This window comes from Photobacterium profundum (genome assembly GCF_003026285.1).
GTDB classification, from domain to species: domain Bacteria; phylum Pseudomonadota; class Gammaproteobacteria; order Enterobacterales; family Vibrionaceae; genus Photobacterium; species Photobacterium profundum.
Genome location: NZ_PYOD01000009.1, coordinates 1 through 14,571, shown reverse-complemented (window position 1 = coordinate 14,571; position 14,571 = coordinate 1). Strand labels below are relative to the sequence as shown.

The following is a 14,571-nucleotide window of genomic DNA, read 5'->3' as shown; positions in this document are numbered from 1 at the left end:
TTTGAGGGAGTAATACCCAAACAGCCTGAGATTATCAGACTGTTTAATGGATTTATTGGACGCTAGTTATTAGCCAAAATACGTTTGGTTAAATGGATCAAACGCGGCAGACTATGCACACTTTCTTTCGCGAGTTCTTTTTGTTCGATTAAAACATCTTGTAAAATATCATCGGTGGTTAGCGGGTTCGCCAGTACAACTCTGAAAACCGTCGTGATTTTGTGATCCCACTTTTCAGGTGTTAAACGAGTACGTGATACAAAAGATTTACCAGATTCACGCTGACGCTTTTGAATGAATTTCGTAAGGTCATTGAGTGAATCGTGCAATAGATGCTTATCTTCGGCATTCGCAATGGCTAATGCTTGTTGTGTTTCTGCTGGTACATAGCGATAGGTGAGTAAGCATAACTCAGGTTCTGTGATTAGCTCGAAATCAGGCTCTTGCTTAATCAGATTAGCAAAATATTTGGCTTTATCGATACTGCTATTGATCAACATTTCATAGCCAGGTCGGCTAATAATGTTCAAACTCGCAAACAGTAGCATTGCCATACCACTACGCGAACCTTCTAAAGTATGGCTACCTAAATCTTTGGAACCTTTACGAAGAATATATTCAGCGTGATGTTCAATCGATGTCATTAAAGCCGGGTTTTTGAAGATAACCATGCCAGCTCCCATTGGTACGTACAGTTGCTTGTGCGCATCAATAGTGATCGAGTCTGCTCGCTCGATCCCTTTTAATAAAGAACGATATTTGTTTGACATTAAGGTTGCGCCGCCCCAAGCAGCATCGACATGAAAATGACAATCATGCGCTTGCGCTATGTCGGCTAGCTCGTCTAGCGGGTCAATATTACCCGTTTCAGTTGTACCAGCCACACCAATAATAGCGAAAGGTTTAATGTTCTTTTCTTTTAGGGATTGGAGTGTTGCCGTTAATTCATCAACTCGTATTCGGTTATTGTCATCCGTTTTAATTGGGATCACGCAGTCACGTCCAATACCTAATATATCAGCGGCTTTTTTCAGTGAATAGTGACCACGTTCAGAGACAAGTACTGCAAGGTCATCATATCCGTAATGCTTCATTGCACGGAATAGACCTTCATTGGCCACACCCTTAAATTCACCATCTGGTTTTAACACATTGTTTCGTGCCACCCAGAGTGCTGTGATATTGGCAATTGTTCCGCCAGAACAAAAAGACCCTAAAGAGTGGTTTGCACTGTGCATCCACTGCTGATAGAAACTTGTCTCTTCATTGAAGATTAAGTTGTGCATCATGCCTAAAACTTGGCGCTCTAGGGGAGTGAATGCCTTTGAGGTTTCAATCTTTACCAAGTTTTGGTTTAGACCAATCATAATTTTTGATAGCGGCATCAAAAAATACGGTAAAGCAGACGTCATGTGGCCAATAAAGCTTGGCGCAGACGTATGAACTGACTGAGCAACAAGCTTAGTCAGCAAGAATTGAGTGTGATCGGAAACAAAGCTAGGGCTTTCAGGAATGTCAGCAGACGAGAAATCCTTTTCAATCTCTACAAGCGGCTTTTCGCGCGCAGCAATATGAGTCCCTAAAAATTCATTTAGGTTTTGTGAGATTTTTTGCTCGATCAGCCCTAAGGTTGATTCAGGTGCTTCCGGCACCGTAAAAATGCGATGTAACGACTCTAAAGTCGCATCGGCTTTTCTATTATCCACTGCCATAATGACTTGTTACTTTTGATTAACTTCGGCAAATTGATGCTAATTTAATAGAAATTGGTATCGATGTCTCGAAATATTTCTATGTTTGCTACTAACTGTTCGCATAAAAACCTTCAAGATCATCGATATAGTCACACCAATTAACTATTTTGATGCATTGATATTAAAATTTATAGTTGATACCGACTGTGGCCATTAGGGAGTCTTCGTTATAGAAATTGATATTGGAGTCTGTTGTGTTATAACCAATCAATGACACTAGCCCCCAATCTGTCCAACCAAAAGGCTCGTTGTATTCATACGCTAAAAAGACACTCCACAGATCATCTTTTTGCTTTTCGTCAAATACTGGGTTCTCTGCTTCGTACTGTGCATTTTTATAGCCAAACGTTAGCACGAGACTAGAGCTTGGTAGCATCTGTATAACACTTAGCTGTGCACCATAGGTATCATATGACATCGCGTCGCCATCAGCATCAAATCGGGTATAGCTCAACGCACCACGCAATAATCGCCCTCGAGCAATAGATTGGCGATAAGACCCCTCTAAATAAACGATGTTTCCTTCACGATCTAATGAGGCTATTTCAGTTTCCGACAAGTTTTGTTTTTGACCACTTTTTTCAGTATCAATATCTTGCTGCCCAACAGAGGTTTCCATTGAGAAGTTAGATCCCAGTATATTTTTGTATTGAAAACGGAACCCTTTAATTTTTGTATCTGTCTCAGTTCGGTTTTCATTCACTAAAAAGGGATCTTCCCATGTTTTAGTTCCAATGATACCAGGTACATAGCTTAAGCTAACCATACCATTACCTTCGAATAATTGACGGTAACCTGCCTCAATGTGGAAACGGCCTAATGCCAAATCTGATCGGCTAGTACCCATGAAAACCTGCTTATCTGAAGCGAAAGAATATTGAATAGCACCGAGTGGGGTGATAAGTGCTTTAGTATCAGATTTGCCAGAGCTGTTAAGAGAAGAGGTTGATTCTTGATCTGTATTGAATTGTGATTTGCTATAGCTAAAACCCGTAAGCAATGAAATATCACCGCTGAATCCTTGCTCCCACTGAACTAAAGGGTTAGCCCAAGCTGATGTTGAGGTCATTGCAATAAGCAGACCCATCGAAAGAGGCTTCATTACCACTCCTGTGAAAAACAATGCTGTTAAATAAAAAGGTATATAACGTGTATTTTTATATGGCACACAAAGTATGCAAGTTGAATTTTACTTTGTGCTGTTCTTATACGCAAAGCAAGAATACGCTATGTCAATATAATGTTAAATAATAAATTTACTATAATATCAAAAATATAGCTGAATAATTAAGATGTTAATGATAATTAATACTTATATACTTTATCTAAAACTCGTCTTTCGGAAGTGACTCTGAAGTAGATTAGGTATCTATGAGTAGATAAAAAAAACCGCAACAATGAGTCGCGGATACTTTATATTCAGTAATTAAATAGAGTTATTACCAACGGTGTTAGTCACACTTAATCGCTGCAATTTTTGTCATTTTTTCATTGTAAGCATTCAGGGGCTCATCAATATTTACAGGGTGGGTCAGTAAGTTAGCAAAGGCACTGCGTAGCTCATAATTCTTCTTATGAGGTGTGCTCTGGCGATCATCAAATGCTTTTTTTGCATAACGACCAAGTTCATCTTGTTGCGTTGATAGCTTTTTAACGTCTTGCTGAGTTAGTTGTAACCAAGATTCAACTGGTTGGTTTAGATCAAGTTGGTCTTTATCATTTTCTAAGTACCAATCAACCGCTTCACGATTTAATTCAAAGTGATGTTTACGACCAGCTAAAAACCAGTCACCTACTTCTTTAAGGCTTTCATCTTGTTTAACACTCAAATCAACCAAACTTTGATACCAGCTTAATGATGCGTCGACATACTGGTGGTATTTGTCGCTTTCACAGTTAGTTGTTGATGCCAGTGCCGTTGTTGGAAGAAGTACGAGTGAAAGAATTACAGCAGATAACTTCATTGCCTATCCTTGATTGATCAATGTTTATTTTTATGTGTTAATTGTAACGAGATGATTGTGATAAAGAAAATGATTCTTTATAAGAATGATTCATTCATCCTGAATCTACTTAATTTTTGTCGCTTTTATAATGGACAAACATGCAAGGCATCACATTTTGTTGAAGATTAAATTACGCTCTAACCTTGAGTTCTTGTATTTAGAGAAGATCTTATCACGGTCAGCTTTTCAAGAGTGTGAGAGCTGTTACTGAGAGGAGTAACGGAAAACCAATCCCTCCAGAGTATCGGCGCTTGATGAAACTTTATTCTGGGCGGGAATTGTCTTCAATTGATGATAATTGGAGCTGAAAGAGATAGGGTAAACATGTCTAAAATAATCAGAACAGCAAGGCAATTGAAAGAACTACCAAAGAGCCGCAGAGGCAGTTAATTAGTAGCTCTCATTCTAACAGTCAACAAGGTGTTGGCTGTTATTTTTCGTACCAAAGTTGCCGAGTGGAACGCATCATTTTGTTTTGTTATGTTATCGAATCTACATACCCCTTACCTTTACAATGCTCACAATCTCTTAGGTTTGGTTTTAATCCAGTAGCAGATGAAACTAAGTTTTGTAAAGAGTTTTCAAATGATTGGAACTGATATTCATCTAACTCAGCACCTGACTCTCTTAGCTCCAGTATTAACCGAGACACTTCATCTGTTGCATTAATTATATTAATTAAATTCATATTAAACGCTCCAAAAGGACATTTCCGCATACACTTTTCTTACAGTTTCAGTGATTAAGTCTTTTCCACAATAGTCAACATCAGGTAAATGCACTGTATGCGCCAATAATTGACAGTAAATGGACTTGTACCTATCAAAGAATACATCGTAAATTAAGTTTTTGCTTACACCACAATCAATCCACATAGGTGCAGCATAGCTCCATCAATAGCGACCAACGTCTTAGGGTTACTTGCTTCAAATACTTTTTGGTCTTTCCACGTATCATGAAGTAAATTGAGGGCATCATTATTTCTAGATTTTTGCGCTGATTTAGATGATATGAAAACAGCAAACGCACTAACAAAGAAACTGAGAGTAGCAATGAAAATTGTAATGGTGTCTTTGGATTCCATTTCTTCCATTCTATAAATCTCAACTGCTAAAATTAGTCTAACTATAGAAGGAATCAACAACTCACGGGACACTAGATAACATTTAAGATCGTATATCTACCAGTTCGATAGCCGACATAGTAGGGCAGTTGACTGCTAGTGTATGCCAAACCTTTCCCCCGTATTACTAGACGGGGTAGTTGCTGCACATTTACTTTACTCGTAATTATTTAATATCAGTACATTCATTTCATTCAATTGGTTTAACAGCATTCCCTCAAGCGATGCCCGATATATATAAAGTGAATGACGAACCAATATTTGCGTATCGCAGGTTCTATCTGGGCGATATAGCTAAATTCGCTAAGTGGACAAAGCGAAATCCACCCGAATGCTTTAGTAGGTGATCACTTTAAGCCGAATATGCCCTAAAACGTGTTTATAGCGCGCACCACAACAAGATTGTCGTGAACGCAAAAAGCTACTAACTAAAAACCAGATGGTAATAAGTAAATCATTGAAGACACCAGCTACTTCGTAACGTTATTGGATTAAAGACCGAACGTTATTTATAAACGCTTACTTCTATCAAATTTTCATCAGGATCCAGAAAATAGACTGACTCAATTTCTCCTACAGCGCCTGATTTGCTTACTGGACCTTCTACTATTTTTACATTCTCACTCATTAGGTGAGCAATTACTTCTTTTAAGTTCCACTGTGTAATAAGGCATAAATCACCAGAGCCGACTTGGGCTCTATTTCTTGGCTCTTGGCCTAGTGTTTGCAGATTGATTTTTTGAGCGCCAAACTTTAGTGCTTTGCGTCCATTGCCGAAGGCTATTTTTTCCATAAATAGAGCTCGATGATAGAAATCCAACGTGACTTCAATATCAGAAACGGTCAGAACGACATGATCTATGTGGCTTATCATTTTACCTCCTTGTTCATTGTCTTACGTTAGTCAGTAAGGGTGGCTTTAATAATTTCTTTTAGCATTACGTACGCTTCATGAACATCAAAATTTACATCAACGAAAACTACATAGCGCTTGCTATCACTAGTCATAGTACATCTCTTATAAATAATACGATCGCCATTGTAATTTTTGTAAAACTGCTTCAATGCGGCATCACTATTTAGTACTCGAAAAGATCCATCTTCATTTATGAAGAAATGCTTTTTCATTATTATCTCACTCGTTATTATTAGTACTTATAGAGAACAATAAGTATTGATCTTCGTTGTTATATTGTTAATTAGTGCTATGTAAAATTAACATAAGTGCATCTTTTTCTGTCAAAAGTTGTATGAAAAATAAGTTTTCAAAGAAACGAAGTCTCTTTGTGTGAGAGGAGTCATTTTTATGGATGATAAAGACAATGTATTAACCCAGCCTCTGTGGCTATTCAGCCTGAGCGTTACCGAGAATTCGCAATAAGTCAGCTGCTCTTTGAACAAAACATCGTATAACTCGAGTGTGGCAACATGAAGCCTTATCGCAGTGCGCTAGGTATGCCGGTAAAGCTGGATTGATAAATGCCAATGAGATGAGAAACTACGAAAATATAATATCGAATACTGATGTGGTACGTTTTGTACGCCGAAAAGTTCTGAGGCTGACAATAGAGAGCTGGCTGAAGGTATTTAAAAACAAAATGCCAATCAACGAATTGATTGGCATTTATTTATTTTCTATTTGTTACGAGTGTCTGAATTACTCTTGATTCTTTTTCATCGCAATGGAGATGCAGTATGCTGCGCCACCCCATGTGATACCAAAACCAAACAGCATCATTATAATTGCACCTGTAGTCATAATTAACTCTCCTGTTGGGTTGGTGATTTAGATGTTACGTTGATGATAACCGCGACAACAAACATTGCAGCAACTAAACCCCAACCTAGCATCAGCAGGTCAGACATTTCATAACCGCCGTAGCCTTCGTTGAACGTTTTCCAAAGGTTAGTTGCAAGAATTACCGCAAGCATTATTGGGCTGATAAAGCGGATACAAATTTCGAACCACTTACCAATGCTAAAGTCAGAGATATCATTGGCGTAATCGCGAATATCTGAAATTTTAAGTAACCAACCGATAACGATAAGTTCAATTAGACAGCTTGCAAGTAGTGCAACGTTGTTAATGAAGTAATCAACCAGGTCAAGTAGTAGTAGACCGCCATTGGTTGCAAACGCCATTGATACCGCAAAACCTACACCACATACAACAGAAGCAGCTTTCTTACGTGACCAGTTCAGCTTGTCAATAACGGCTGATGTTACTGCTTCAATGATTGAGATATGTGAACTCAAGCCTGCAACAACAAGTGCCAAGAAGAATAGTGGACCAAGAATATACGGTGCTGGTAGTAGGTTAATAGCCGCTGGAATAGTAACAAACGCTAAACCTACACCTGCTGTTACAACTTCCGTTAGTGGTTTCGCTTGGTCTTGAGCCATATAACCCAATACTGCGAAAATAAGCACACCAGAAGTAATAGAGAAACCACAGTTAATCAGTACAGTCATGAATGCGTTGTTATTTATATCAGATTTCTCTGGCAAGTAACTTGAGTAAGCAATCATGATGGCAAAACCGACACTCAATGTGAAGAATATCTGTCCGTAAGCTGCTGACCAAACAGTAGGGTCTGTAATCTTGCTAAAATCTGGTTCGAATAGGTAGTTAATACCGTCTAGTGCACCAGGTAGGAAAACAACACGTGTTATTAAGCCTATAACCATAAGGAATAGAAGAGGCATCATTATTTTACTTGCGCGTTCGATACCGCCTTTAATACCGGTAAAGATTGCTGCAAAAGTAATACCCCAAGCTAATACCATTGGTAGAACAATGTGCATTTGCAAATTGCCTAGCTTACTTGGTGAGTTTTCACCTAGCTGTAGGTATTCACTAAAGAAGAAGGCATTAGTATCTGCACCCCAACTTTGTGTAAATGAGTACCCTAAATACGAAATTGCCCAACCGATAATGGCGACATAATAAACAGCAATGATCGCAGCAATAAATACTTGGAACCAACCAAGCCACTCAAGTTTTACACCTAGCTTAGAAAAAGCGCGAGGTGCAGCACCACGAAGTTTATGACCTAAAGTGAATTCCATAATCATAAATGGAATACCGGCTGAAATCATGGCAAAAAGGTAAGGAATAAAAAATGCGCCGCCGCCATTCTCGTAAGCCATGTATGGGAATCGCCAAATATTACCTAGGCCAATGGCTGAACCAACCGCTGCCAAGATAAAACCGGGACGAGAGCCCCATTGTTCTCGCTTCATAAACATCTCCTTATGTACTGCTAATCACTATGAAACTAAATATTCTTAGAGATTTATTCTCTAAATCAGAATCCTAAGTCGTGACATCTGGTTTGATAAGCCACGCTGATGAGTTGAGACTAACCAGAGATAATATGTAAATCAATAGAGTGTGCCTTTGTTAATAACCTGCTCCAAAGGTGTTAACGTTTGGTTTGTTACTCTAATGATTGTTGAATAGGGCAGTTGGCGGGTTGATATTTGAAGTTAATCACTGGTTATCTTGTGTTTTGCAGTGTTTTATTTTATTTTCTAATAGTTGTAAAAATGACTGCAAAATAAGCGGAAACTAGCAGGTAGGGGCTGATTTGCAAAATATCAGTCATATTACATAACTTTTAACCCTGCCTTTTAGAAGCTAAAGCTAAGTCCCAGATTTGTTTGAAATTGACTCAATATTTTCGAATCTACGTGAATTTTACAGGTTTCATCACCCGTTGGTAGGGTACAGATTGAAGATGTATTGCTATCTACAACATTTGCTAACCATCGAGTTTCAAAAACAATTTTCGCATTTTTATGCACTTTGTATTCAGCGCCGCCAAACAGACCGGCAGAGAATAAAAGACTGTTATCAGACCAGTCTGCATCAACGAAAGTACCTCCTAAACTGGCTCCAAAGTAGCTATCAATTTTAGGAGTTGGTTCGAAACGGAGAGAACTTTGAAAATGAAGGTATGTAAAAGAGGTGTCATTTTTAAAATCTTGTGTCTCTGTAGGTAAGTAGCTAATAAATAAGCCAACTCTTCCAGGGTCAACATCGGTTTCAACAGATAGTGCAAAATGAAGGTCGTTCTCAGGCTGAATATTTATGTCATTTTCATCCGTTACATCGCCAGAGAAGGTATAACCAACAAAAGGTGTGATATGTACAGGGTACTCTGCAGCTACTTGGGAAGAAAAAAACATGATTATACCTAACACTAAGGCACTAATTGTTGATGGCTTCATATATTAATACTATATCCCTTGAAGTTATGGGTTTAATTGTGACAGCTATCTTAAAAACGTGCTTATAAATAGGTAAGGATCTTGAAGTCAGCTTAAACTATAGTTAATAATATGTTAACCAGTTGGTTTTTTGAGGATGTAAGGTATGGAAACTGAACTAAAATTTGCACTTATTATTACGGGCGTTGTTTTTACCATTCTTATCGGATTTGGATTAACCGCAATTGGTGCATAAGTGTTCGTAATAAATATGTAACTTATTAATAATAGATAATGTTTTGTGTTCATCGTTCCGTTTGCATTAAACATTAGGTGATATTCTAACGGCAATACGTTCTGGTAATTTTTTGTTGAGGGACTATGTCGAATCATCTGCCGTTTAGCTTAAACTCTATTAATTTACATATGGTTAACGAATTTTCGACGCAGCTTGTTCAGTCGCGTCGAAAGAAAATTGCTTTAGTTGTTCAAGGGGGAGGTCAAAGAGGAATATTCACTGCGGGGGTATTTGATGCATTTTTGGAAGCAGGTTTTGATCCTTTTGAACTGTATATTGGCACATCTGCTGGTGCTTTGACGGTATCTTCTTTTCTTAGTCGTCAACCTGGCTACAGCTATAATTTCATTGTTAATTACACAACAAATGATGAATTCTTTAATCTTTATAAATACCTTAGTCAACAAAAACCATTAAATCTTGATTGGGCGTTACAGGTTATTTCACCGGGCGGTGATACTCCGCTTGATTTTCAGCAAGCACGTAAGACATTAATTCATCGTAATGCTTATGCGTGCGCAACACGTAAAGATACTCTTCAAGATATTTACCTTCCGATGTATCAAGAAAACTGGCGAGAAGTATTACGTGCCACTTGTGCCATTCCGGTTCTTTATAATCAGCCTGTGAATATCAATGATCTTGAATGGGTTGATGGTGGTGTTGCTGCTGCTGTACCAGTAAAAGAAGCGTGGAAGCAAGGGGCTGAGTTAGTTGTTGTGATAAGAACAGAGCCGATAAGTGAACATCTGATACAAACCAGTTCAGACGGTAATGCTGAAAAGTCACAAGGTGTATTTGATGATTGGCGAGAAAGAATAGAAGCAACACTTCCACAGTATATTGAGAAATTAAGCCTTAATGAACCAATGGATAAAATTAAAAATATACATAGCGATTTAACACAGCGATTTGAATCATGGAAAGAAACTCGCGTTAATCATGAAGACGGTGATTATCGTAATACAAGTGTATTCGATATGATGAATAAATTTGACCAACTTAATGATATAAAAAAGAGAAATACAGACAGCAGTGAGGCTAAAGAATTTGTTGATGAAAGCAAATCTTCAAATTGGTCACTTTTTGCATCAAATAACATTGAACGGTTTATATCAATGGCAGGAAAAAGTAAAAGTGCTGAAGTTATGGATATGCTAAGGCGTTACTATTATACCTATAATGATCTAAATGCGTTTTTAGTTAACCCTCCTGAAGGTTTACAAGTCATTCAAATTGCACCTGAGAGTAATTTAAGGAGTCGAGCATTGCTGAGTAGTGAAGACGATCTAGAAATTGATTATCGAGAAGGAAAAGTAATAGGGCGCCAATTTTTAGCTCATTTTGGTGATCTTTTAAACGAAAAGACAACACTGAAAAGTAATAAATAAAAAACACAGCGAATGCTGTGTTTTTTATTTTAGAGAGGATAAAACAGTAATACCTTATCCTACTCGAATTAATAAATACTCTAGCTAAATTACGAAAGTACTTTTTGTAGCCAAGGCCAGCCTTGTTTTTTACGGCTAAGCGTATTTTCCATTGTAAGTACGCCATTGTCTGCGAATGTTTCTAATGTCGTATTCCACTCGCCTTTAAATAGCAAGCGTGTCGTACTTGTTGTGATGTCTGTAAGCATAAGGGCAGCCATTGCTAAACCTTCTTCGTCACAACGACGTTGAAGATCTGCGTTTAGCTCATCAATTATGCTGTCAACTTGTTCAAGTGTTGCTAGCTCAATTTGACCAACAACAACATTGCGGTTGTTGAATGGGTATGCTTTAAGATCTTTTTCAACTAACTCAGAAGCGCTTAGACCTTCAATGTCAGTTTTTGCGATTAGAAGCTCTTTGATGAACAGGTCAAGATCTTCAACACCAGCAAGTGGTGTTAGCTCTGCAATTGCATCACGATCTTTCTGAGTACATGTTGGAGAAGCGAAACCTACTGTGTCACTTAGAATTGCAGACATCATTAATGTTGCAAGTGGCTTCGTGATTTCAGTACCTTCCATCTTGAATAGATTGAACATGATTGTACATGTGCAACCAACAGGCCAAATCCATGCTTCTAATGGATTAACTGTCATCACATCACCCAAACGGTGGTGATCAACAATACCTACGATTTCAGCTTCTGCGATATCGTCAGGTGCTTGCGCAAGATCGGTGTAGTCGACTAACCATACTTTTTGACCGGCAACACCAGTACACATTTCTGGCTGCTCAACACCAGCAGTTTTTAGAATGTGCTGAGTTTCACGGTTAAGCTCGCCTTGACGAACGGCTTTTGCTTCTAAACCACGAGCTTTAAGAAGTGCTTCACCTACTAGAGCTGAACAGATGCTATCACTATCTGGGTTTTTGTGACCTACAACTTGAATCATCATGTTTCCTTTACTGCGCCGATTACAGCAACAACCTGCTGTAAGACTGAATGGGACTAACTTAGTGGCTTTAATTCTGAAAATGAAGCCAACGTAAGTGATCAAACTCGGGCAATTCTAGAGGTTTTTTACGAAATAACCAATTAAGTTGCGCAATTAAAGGTGCGGTTGGTTAAATCCGCACCTAACTCAAGCTATCTAAATATGAATTTAGTGTTTGATTTTATAACAATTTAAATAAGGATCTGATCATTTTACGAGTATTTGACCTGCTACTTATCCAATAATAATGCAGTTTAATTTTTTGCTTGTTCTATCGCAACGGCAACGGCAACAGTTGCGCCTACCATTGGGTTATTCCCCATACCAATAAGCCCCATCATTTCAACGTGAGCAGGTACAGATGAAGAACCAGCAAACTGGGCATCAGAGTGCATGCGACCCATTGTGTCTGTCATACCATAAGAAGCAGGACCTGCTGCAACATTATCAGGGTGAAGAGTACGACCCGTACCGCCACCTGATGCAACAGAGAAATACGCTTGATTCGCTTCTAGACGTTCTTTTTTATACGTACCTGCAACAGGGTGTTGGAAGCGAGTAGGGTTAGTTGAATTACCAGTGATGGAGATATCAACCTCTTCACGGTGCATAATCGCAACGCCTTCACGTACGTCATCTGCGCCGTAGCAATTAATTTCACCACGCTGGCTTGTTGAGAAGCGACGCTCTGATACCACATCCAATTCACCTGTTTCATAGTTGAATTGAGTTTGTATGTAATTAAAACCATTAATACGGGCAATCATATAAGCAGCATCTTTGCCTAAACCATTAAGGATTACGCGAAGAGGATGATGACGTACTTTATTAGCGTTCATTGCGATTTTAATCGCGCCTTCAGCTGCTGCGTAAGATTCATGACCCGCTAAGAAACAAAAGCACTGAGTATCGTTATTCAATAAACGTGCGGCTAAACGGCCATGGCCTAAACCAACTTGACGTTGATCAGCAACAGATCCTGGAATACAGAAGGCTTGCAAGCCTTGACCAATATATTCTGCTGCTTCAGCTGCATTTTTTGCTTCTTCTTTTAGTGCGATAGCCGCACCTAATACGTAAGCCCAAGAAGCATTTTCAAATGCGATAGGTTGGGTTTCTTTTACAATATTGTAAGGGTTAACATTACGTTCTTTACAGTATTCTAGTGCTTCTTCAAATGACGTGAAACCGTATTGTTCAAGTACAGGAGTGATTTGGTCGATGCGACGGTCGTAACTTTCAAATAGAGCCATGATGGTATCCTCAAAATTCAGCGTGATAGCATGTGATGCGTAAGTCGTGGTATGACTGTGTTTATTGGTGACGAGGGTCGATAGTGCGAACTGCTTCGTCGAAACGGCCGTATTGACCACTGGCTTGTTCCATCGCTTCTTCAGCCGATGTCCCTTTGCCGATAAACTCCATCATTTTTCCAAGGTTAACGAATGAATAGCCAATGATTTCATCGCTGTCATCCAGTGCTAACTTGGTGACATAACCTTCGGCCATTTCCATGTAACGAGGGCCTTTTTCACGCGTACCGTAGTGAGTGCCAATTTGGCTACGTAGCCCTTTACCTAAGTCTTCAAGACCAGCGCCGATTGGTAAGCCATCGAGTGAGAAAGCTGTTTGCGTACGGCCGTATACGTATTGCAAGAATATTTCACGCATTGCGACGTTAATCGCATCACATACAAGGTCTGTATTTAAGGCTTCAAGGATGGTTTTACCTGTGATTATTTCAGATGCCATCGCAGCAGAATGCGTCATACCAGAGCAGCCGATAGTTTCAATCAATGCTTCTTCAATGATGCCATCTTTAACATTAAGAGTAAGTTTTGCTGCGCCTTGTTGTGGTGCACATGTACCCACACCGTGACTAACGCCGGAAATAGCAATCACATCTTTCGGACTAACCCAGCGGCCTTCTACAGGAATGGGGGAAGACGCATGTTGTGGTCCGCGAGAGATAGGACACATGTTTTGAACTTCTGCTGAATATTGCATTACTCTGCCTCATTTGCTGTTCTAGCGTTGTACCGTTCAATTCGTTGTTATTGTGAAATCGCGTCTAATAAAGGCGAACGATTTGAACCGTACAAACTGAATGATTGTGCTTTAAATAAAGGGCAGAGAACGGTAGAGGATAATTACGATCTAACAACTGCAGTTTTCTATGGATGTAGGGATCCACGGAAAAGCTTCCTCTGGCCATTCTATGCCAATGTTGTTAGACGTCATCATCCTTATAAGAAGGGTAAACTTCAGTAAGGCAGTTAAAGGAGGATCATCATCTCCCGTCATAATAACAAGTGGGTTATTGTGACTTCGACGCGTTGTTCACGTTGCCGATGAAGTAACTATACGCTTTTATTTCATTTTGTAGTGGGATAATTATTCAAACAAATATTCCATTTATGAGTTTTAAAAATAAGGGGGAGTTAATTACGCTCCTTATACATTGTAACGTTTTGTCCATAATAATAGCGGGTGAACTCTTCAAATGGCATCGGCTTGGCGTAATAATAGCCTTGCATTAAAGTAATTCCTTTTAAGTTTAAGTAGTCAACTTGCTCTTGGCTTTCTACGCCTTCCGCGATCATTTTCAGGCCTGCATTTTTACCAAACAAAATAATAGAGCTCAAAATTTTACTTTTTACATCATTTGTTCCAATTGTTTCTACGAACATTTTATCAATTTTAAGCGTATCAATCGGTAACTCTTGTAAGTAACTAAAACCGCCATATCC

Annotated in this window: 16 protein-coding genes and 1 riboswitch; of the genes, 2 read left to right on the top strand and 14 right to left on the bottom strand. The window is 38.9% G+C overall.

Going from position 1 to position 14,571, the window contains the following annotated elements:
• Positions 1 to 62: 62 nt before the first annotated feature.
• The 10 genes from panP to C9J48_RS18500 all read right to left on the bottom strand — a co-directional run bounded on the left by panP (position 63) and on the right by C9J48_RS18500 (position 9,074).
• Positions 63 to 1,712: a pyridoxal-dependent aspartate 1-decarboxylase PanP gene (gene panP, locus C9J48_RS18550; protein WP_006232197.1), complete on the bottom strand. Its 1,650-nt coding sequence runs from the start codon at positions 1,710 to 1,712 to the stop codon at positions 63 to 65.
• A gap of 163 nt (positions 1,713 to 1,875) precedes the next feature.
• A complete protein-coding gene (locus C9J48_RS18545) occupies positions 1,876 to 2,856 on the bottom strand; it encodes a DUF2860 domain-containing protein (protein WP_006232196.1) in 981 nt (326 codons plus the stop codon).
• A gap of 349 nt (positions 2,857 to 3,205) precedes the next feature.
• Positions 3,206 to 3,718, bottom strand: coding sequence for a hypothetical protein (locus tag C9J48_RS18540; protein ID WP_006232195.1), 513 nt, complete (start codon positions 3,716 to 3,718; stop codon positions 3,206 to 3,208).
• Positions 3,719 to 4,238: 520 nt separating this feature from the next.
• Positions 4,239 to 4,448 carry a hypothetical protein gene (locus C9J48_RS18535; protein WP_036803418.1) on the bottom strand — a complete coding sequence of 70 codons (210 nt, stop codon included), beginning with the start codon at positions 4,446 to 4,448 and terminating at the stop codon, positions 4,239 to 4,241.
• 165 nt (positions 4,449 to 4,613) lie between these two features.
• Positions 4,614 to 4,853 carry a hypothetical protein gene (locus C9J48_RS18530; RefSeq protein ID WP_006232193.1) on the bottom strand — a complete coding sequence of 80 codons (240 nt, stop codon included), beginning with the start codon at positions 4,851 to 4,853 and terminating at the stop codon, positions 4,614 to 4,616.
• A gap of 535 nt (positions 4,854 to 5,388) precedes the next feature.
• Entirely contained in the window at positions 5,389 to 5,757 is a 369-nt protein-coding gene (locus C9J48_RS18520) for a VOC family protein (RefSeq protein ID WP_006232192.1), read from the bottom strand.
• Positions 5,758 to 5,783: 26 nt separating this feature from the next.
• Positions 5,784 to 6,011 (bottom strand): hypothetical protein, encoded by a 228-nt coding sequence (locus tag C9J48_RS18515; protein WP_006232191.1) that lies wholly within the window; start codon positions 6,009 to 6,011, stop codon positions 5,784 to 5,786.
• Positions 6,012 to 6,540: 529 nt separating this feature from the next.
• Positions 6,541 to 6,642 carry a MetS family NSS transporter small subunit gene (locus tag C9J48_RS18510; RefSeq protein ID WP_006232190.1) on the bottom strand — a complete coding sequence of 34 codons (102 nt, stop codon included), beginning with the start codon at positions 6,640 to 6,642 and terminating at the stop codon, positions 6,541 to 6,543.
• Between the two features lie 2 nt (positions 6,643 to 6,644).
• Complete coding sequence (locus C9J48_RS18505) at positions 6,645 to 8,126, bottom strand: sodium-dependent transporter (protein WP_006232189.1); 1,482 nt, start codon at positions 8,124 to 8,126, stop codon at positions 6,645 to 6,647.
• A 390-nt stretch (positions 8,127 to 8,516) separates the two neighbouring features.
• Entirely contained in the window at positions 8,517 to 9,074 is a 558-nt protein-coding gene (locus tag C9J48_RS18500) for a hypothetical protein (RefSeq protein ID WP_242610848.1), read from the bottom strand.
• Positions 9,075 to 9,261: 187 nt separating this feature from the next.
• Between C9J48_RS18500 and cydH the strand changes: the two genes are divergently transcribed.
• Together cydH and C9J48_RS18490 are read left to right on the top strand one after the other, a co-directional pair.
• Positions 9,262 to 9,351, top strand: a complete 90-nt coding sequence (gene cydH / locus C9J48_RS18495; RefSeq protein ID WP_006232187.1) for a cytochrome bd-I oxidase subunit CydH — start codon at positions 9,262 to 9,264, stop codon at positions 9,349 to 9,351.
• A gap of 125 nt (positions 9,352 to 9,476) precedes the next feature.
• Positions 9,477 to 10,784, top strand: a complete 1,308-nt coding sequence (locus tag C9J48_RS18490) for a patatin-like phospholipase family protein (protein WP_006232186.1) — start codon at positions 9,477 to 9,479, stop codon at positions 10,782 to 10,784.
• 89 nt (positions 10,785 to 10,873) lie between these two features.
• Here the strand turns inward: C9J48_RS18490 and C9J48_RS18485 are convergent, their stop codons facing one another.
• The 4 genes from C9J48_RS18485 to C9J48_RS18465 all read right to left on the bottom strand — a co-directional run.
• The gene (locus C9J48_RS18485; protein WP_006232185.1) at positions 10,874 to 11,779 is read right to left on the bottom strand and encodes a manganese-dependent inorganic pyrophosphatase; all 906 of its coding nucleotides are present in this window, start codon (positions 11,777 to 11,779) and stop codon (positions 10,874 to 10,876) included.
• Positions 11,780 to 12,075: 296 nt separating this feature from the next.
• Entirely contained in the window at positions 12,076 to 13,074 is a 999-nt protein-coding gene (locus tag C9J48_RS18480) for a GGGtGRT protein (RefSeq protein ID WP_006232184.1), read from the bottom strand.
• Between the two features lie 61 nt (positions 13,075 to 13,135).
• Positions 13,136 to 13,828 carry an iron-sulfur cluster assembly scaffold protein gene (locus C9J48_RS18475; RefSeq protein ID WP_006232183.1) on the bottom strand — a complete coding sequence of 231 codons (693 nt, stop codon included), beginning with the start codon at positions 13,826 to 13,828 and terminating at the stop codon, positions 13,136 to 13,138.
• A gap of 217 nt (positions 13,829 to 14,045) precedes the next feature.
• A riboswitch (Fluoride riboswitch) is annotated at positions 14,046 to 14,128 on the bottom strand.
• A 134-nt stretch (positions 14,129 to 14,262) separates the two neighbouring features.
• Positions 14,263 to 14,571 (bottom strand): EAL domain-containing protein (locus C9J48_RS18465; RefSeq protein WP_146151661.1); only part of this gene is annotated, 309 nt, incomplete at its 5' end.

Excerpts from the sequence above, each read along its gene's own strand:
- C9J48_RS18515 (WP_006232191.1), bottom strand. The coding sequence starts at position 6,011 with ATGAAAAAGCATTTCTTCATAAATGAAGATGGATCTTTTCGAGTACTA.
- C9J48_RS18480 (WP_006232184.1), bottom strand. The coding sequence starts at position 13,074 with ATGGCTCTATTTGAAAGTTACGACCGTCGCATCGACCAAATCACTCCT.
- C9J48_RS18505 (WP_006232189.1), bottom strand. The coding sequence starts at position 8,126 with ATGAAGCGAGAACAATGGGGCTCTCGTCCCGGTTTTATCTTGGCAGCG.
- cydH (WP_006232187.1), top strand. The coding sequence starts at position 9,262 with ATGGAAACTGAACTAAAATTTGCACTTATTATTACGGGCGTTGTTTTT.
- C9J48_RS18485 (WP_006232185.1), bottom strand. The coding sequence starts at position 11,779 with ATGATTCAAGTTGTAGGTCACAAAAACCCAGATAGTGATAGCATCTGT.
- C9J48_RS18535 (WP_036803418.1), bottom strand. The coding sequence starts at position 4,448 with ATGAATTTAATTAATATAATTAATGCAACAGATGAAGTGTCTCGGTTA.
- C9J48_RS18510 (WP_006232190.1), bottom strand. The coding sequence starts at position 6,642 with ATGACTACAGGTGCAATTATAATGATGCTGTTTGGTTTTGGTATCACA.
- C9J48_RS18545 (WP_006232196.1), bottom strand. The coding sequence starts at position 2,856 with ATGAAGCCTCTTTCGATGGGTCTGCTTATTGCAATGACCTCAACATCA.
- C9J48_RS18540 (WP_006232195.1), bottom strand. The coding sequence starts at position 3,718 with ATGAAGTTATCTGCTGTAATTCTTTCACTCGTACTTCTTCCAACAACG.
- C9J48_RS18500 (WP_242610848.1), bottom strand. The coding sequence starts at position 9,074 with ATGTTTTTTTCTTCCCAAGTAGCTGCAGAGTACCCTGTACATATCACA.
- C9J48_RS18520 (WP_006232192.1), bottom strand. The coding sequence starts at position 5,757 with ATGATAAGCCACATAGATCATGTCGTTCTGACCGTTTCTGATATTGAA.
- panP (WP_006232197.1), bottom strand. The coding sequence starts at position 1,712 with ATGGCAGTGGATAATAGAAAAGCCGATGCGACTTTAGAGTCGTTACAT.
- C9J48_RS18475 (WP_006232183.1), bottom strand. The coding sequence starts at position 13,828 with ATGCAATATTCAGCAGAAGTTCAAAACATGTGTCCTATCTCTCGCGGA.
- C9J48_RS18490 (WP_006232186.1), top strand. The coding sequence starts at position 9,477 with ATGTCGAATCATCTGCCGTTTAGCTTAAACTCTATTAATTTACATATG.
- C9J48_RS18530 (WP_006232193.1), bottom strand. The coding sequence starts at position 4,853 with ATGGAAGAAATGGAATCCAAAGACACCATTACAATTTTCATTGCTACT.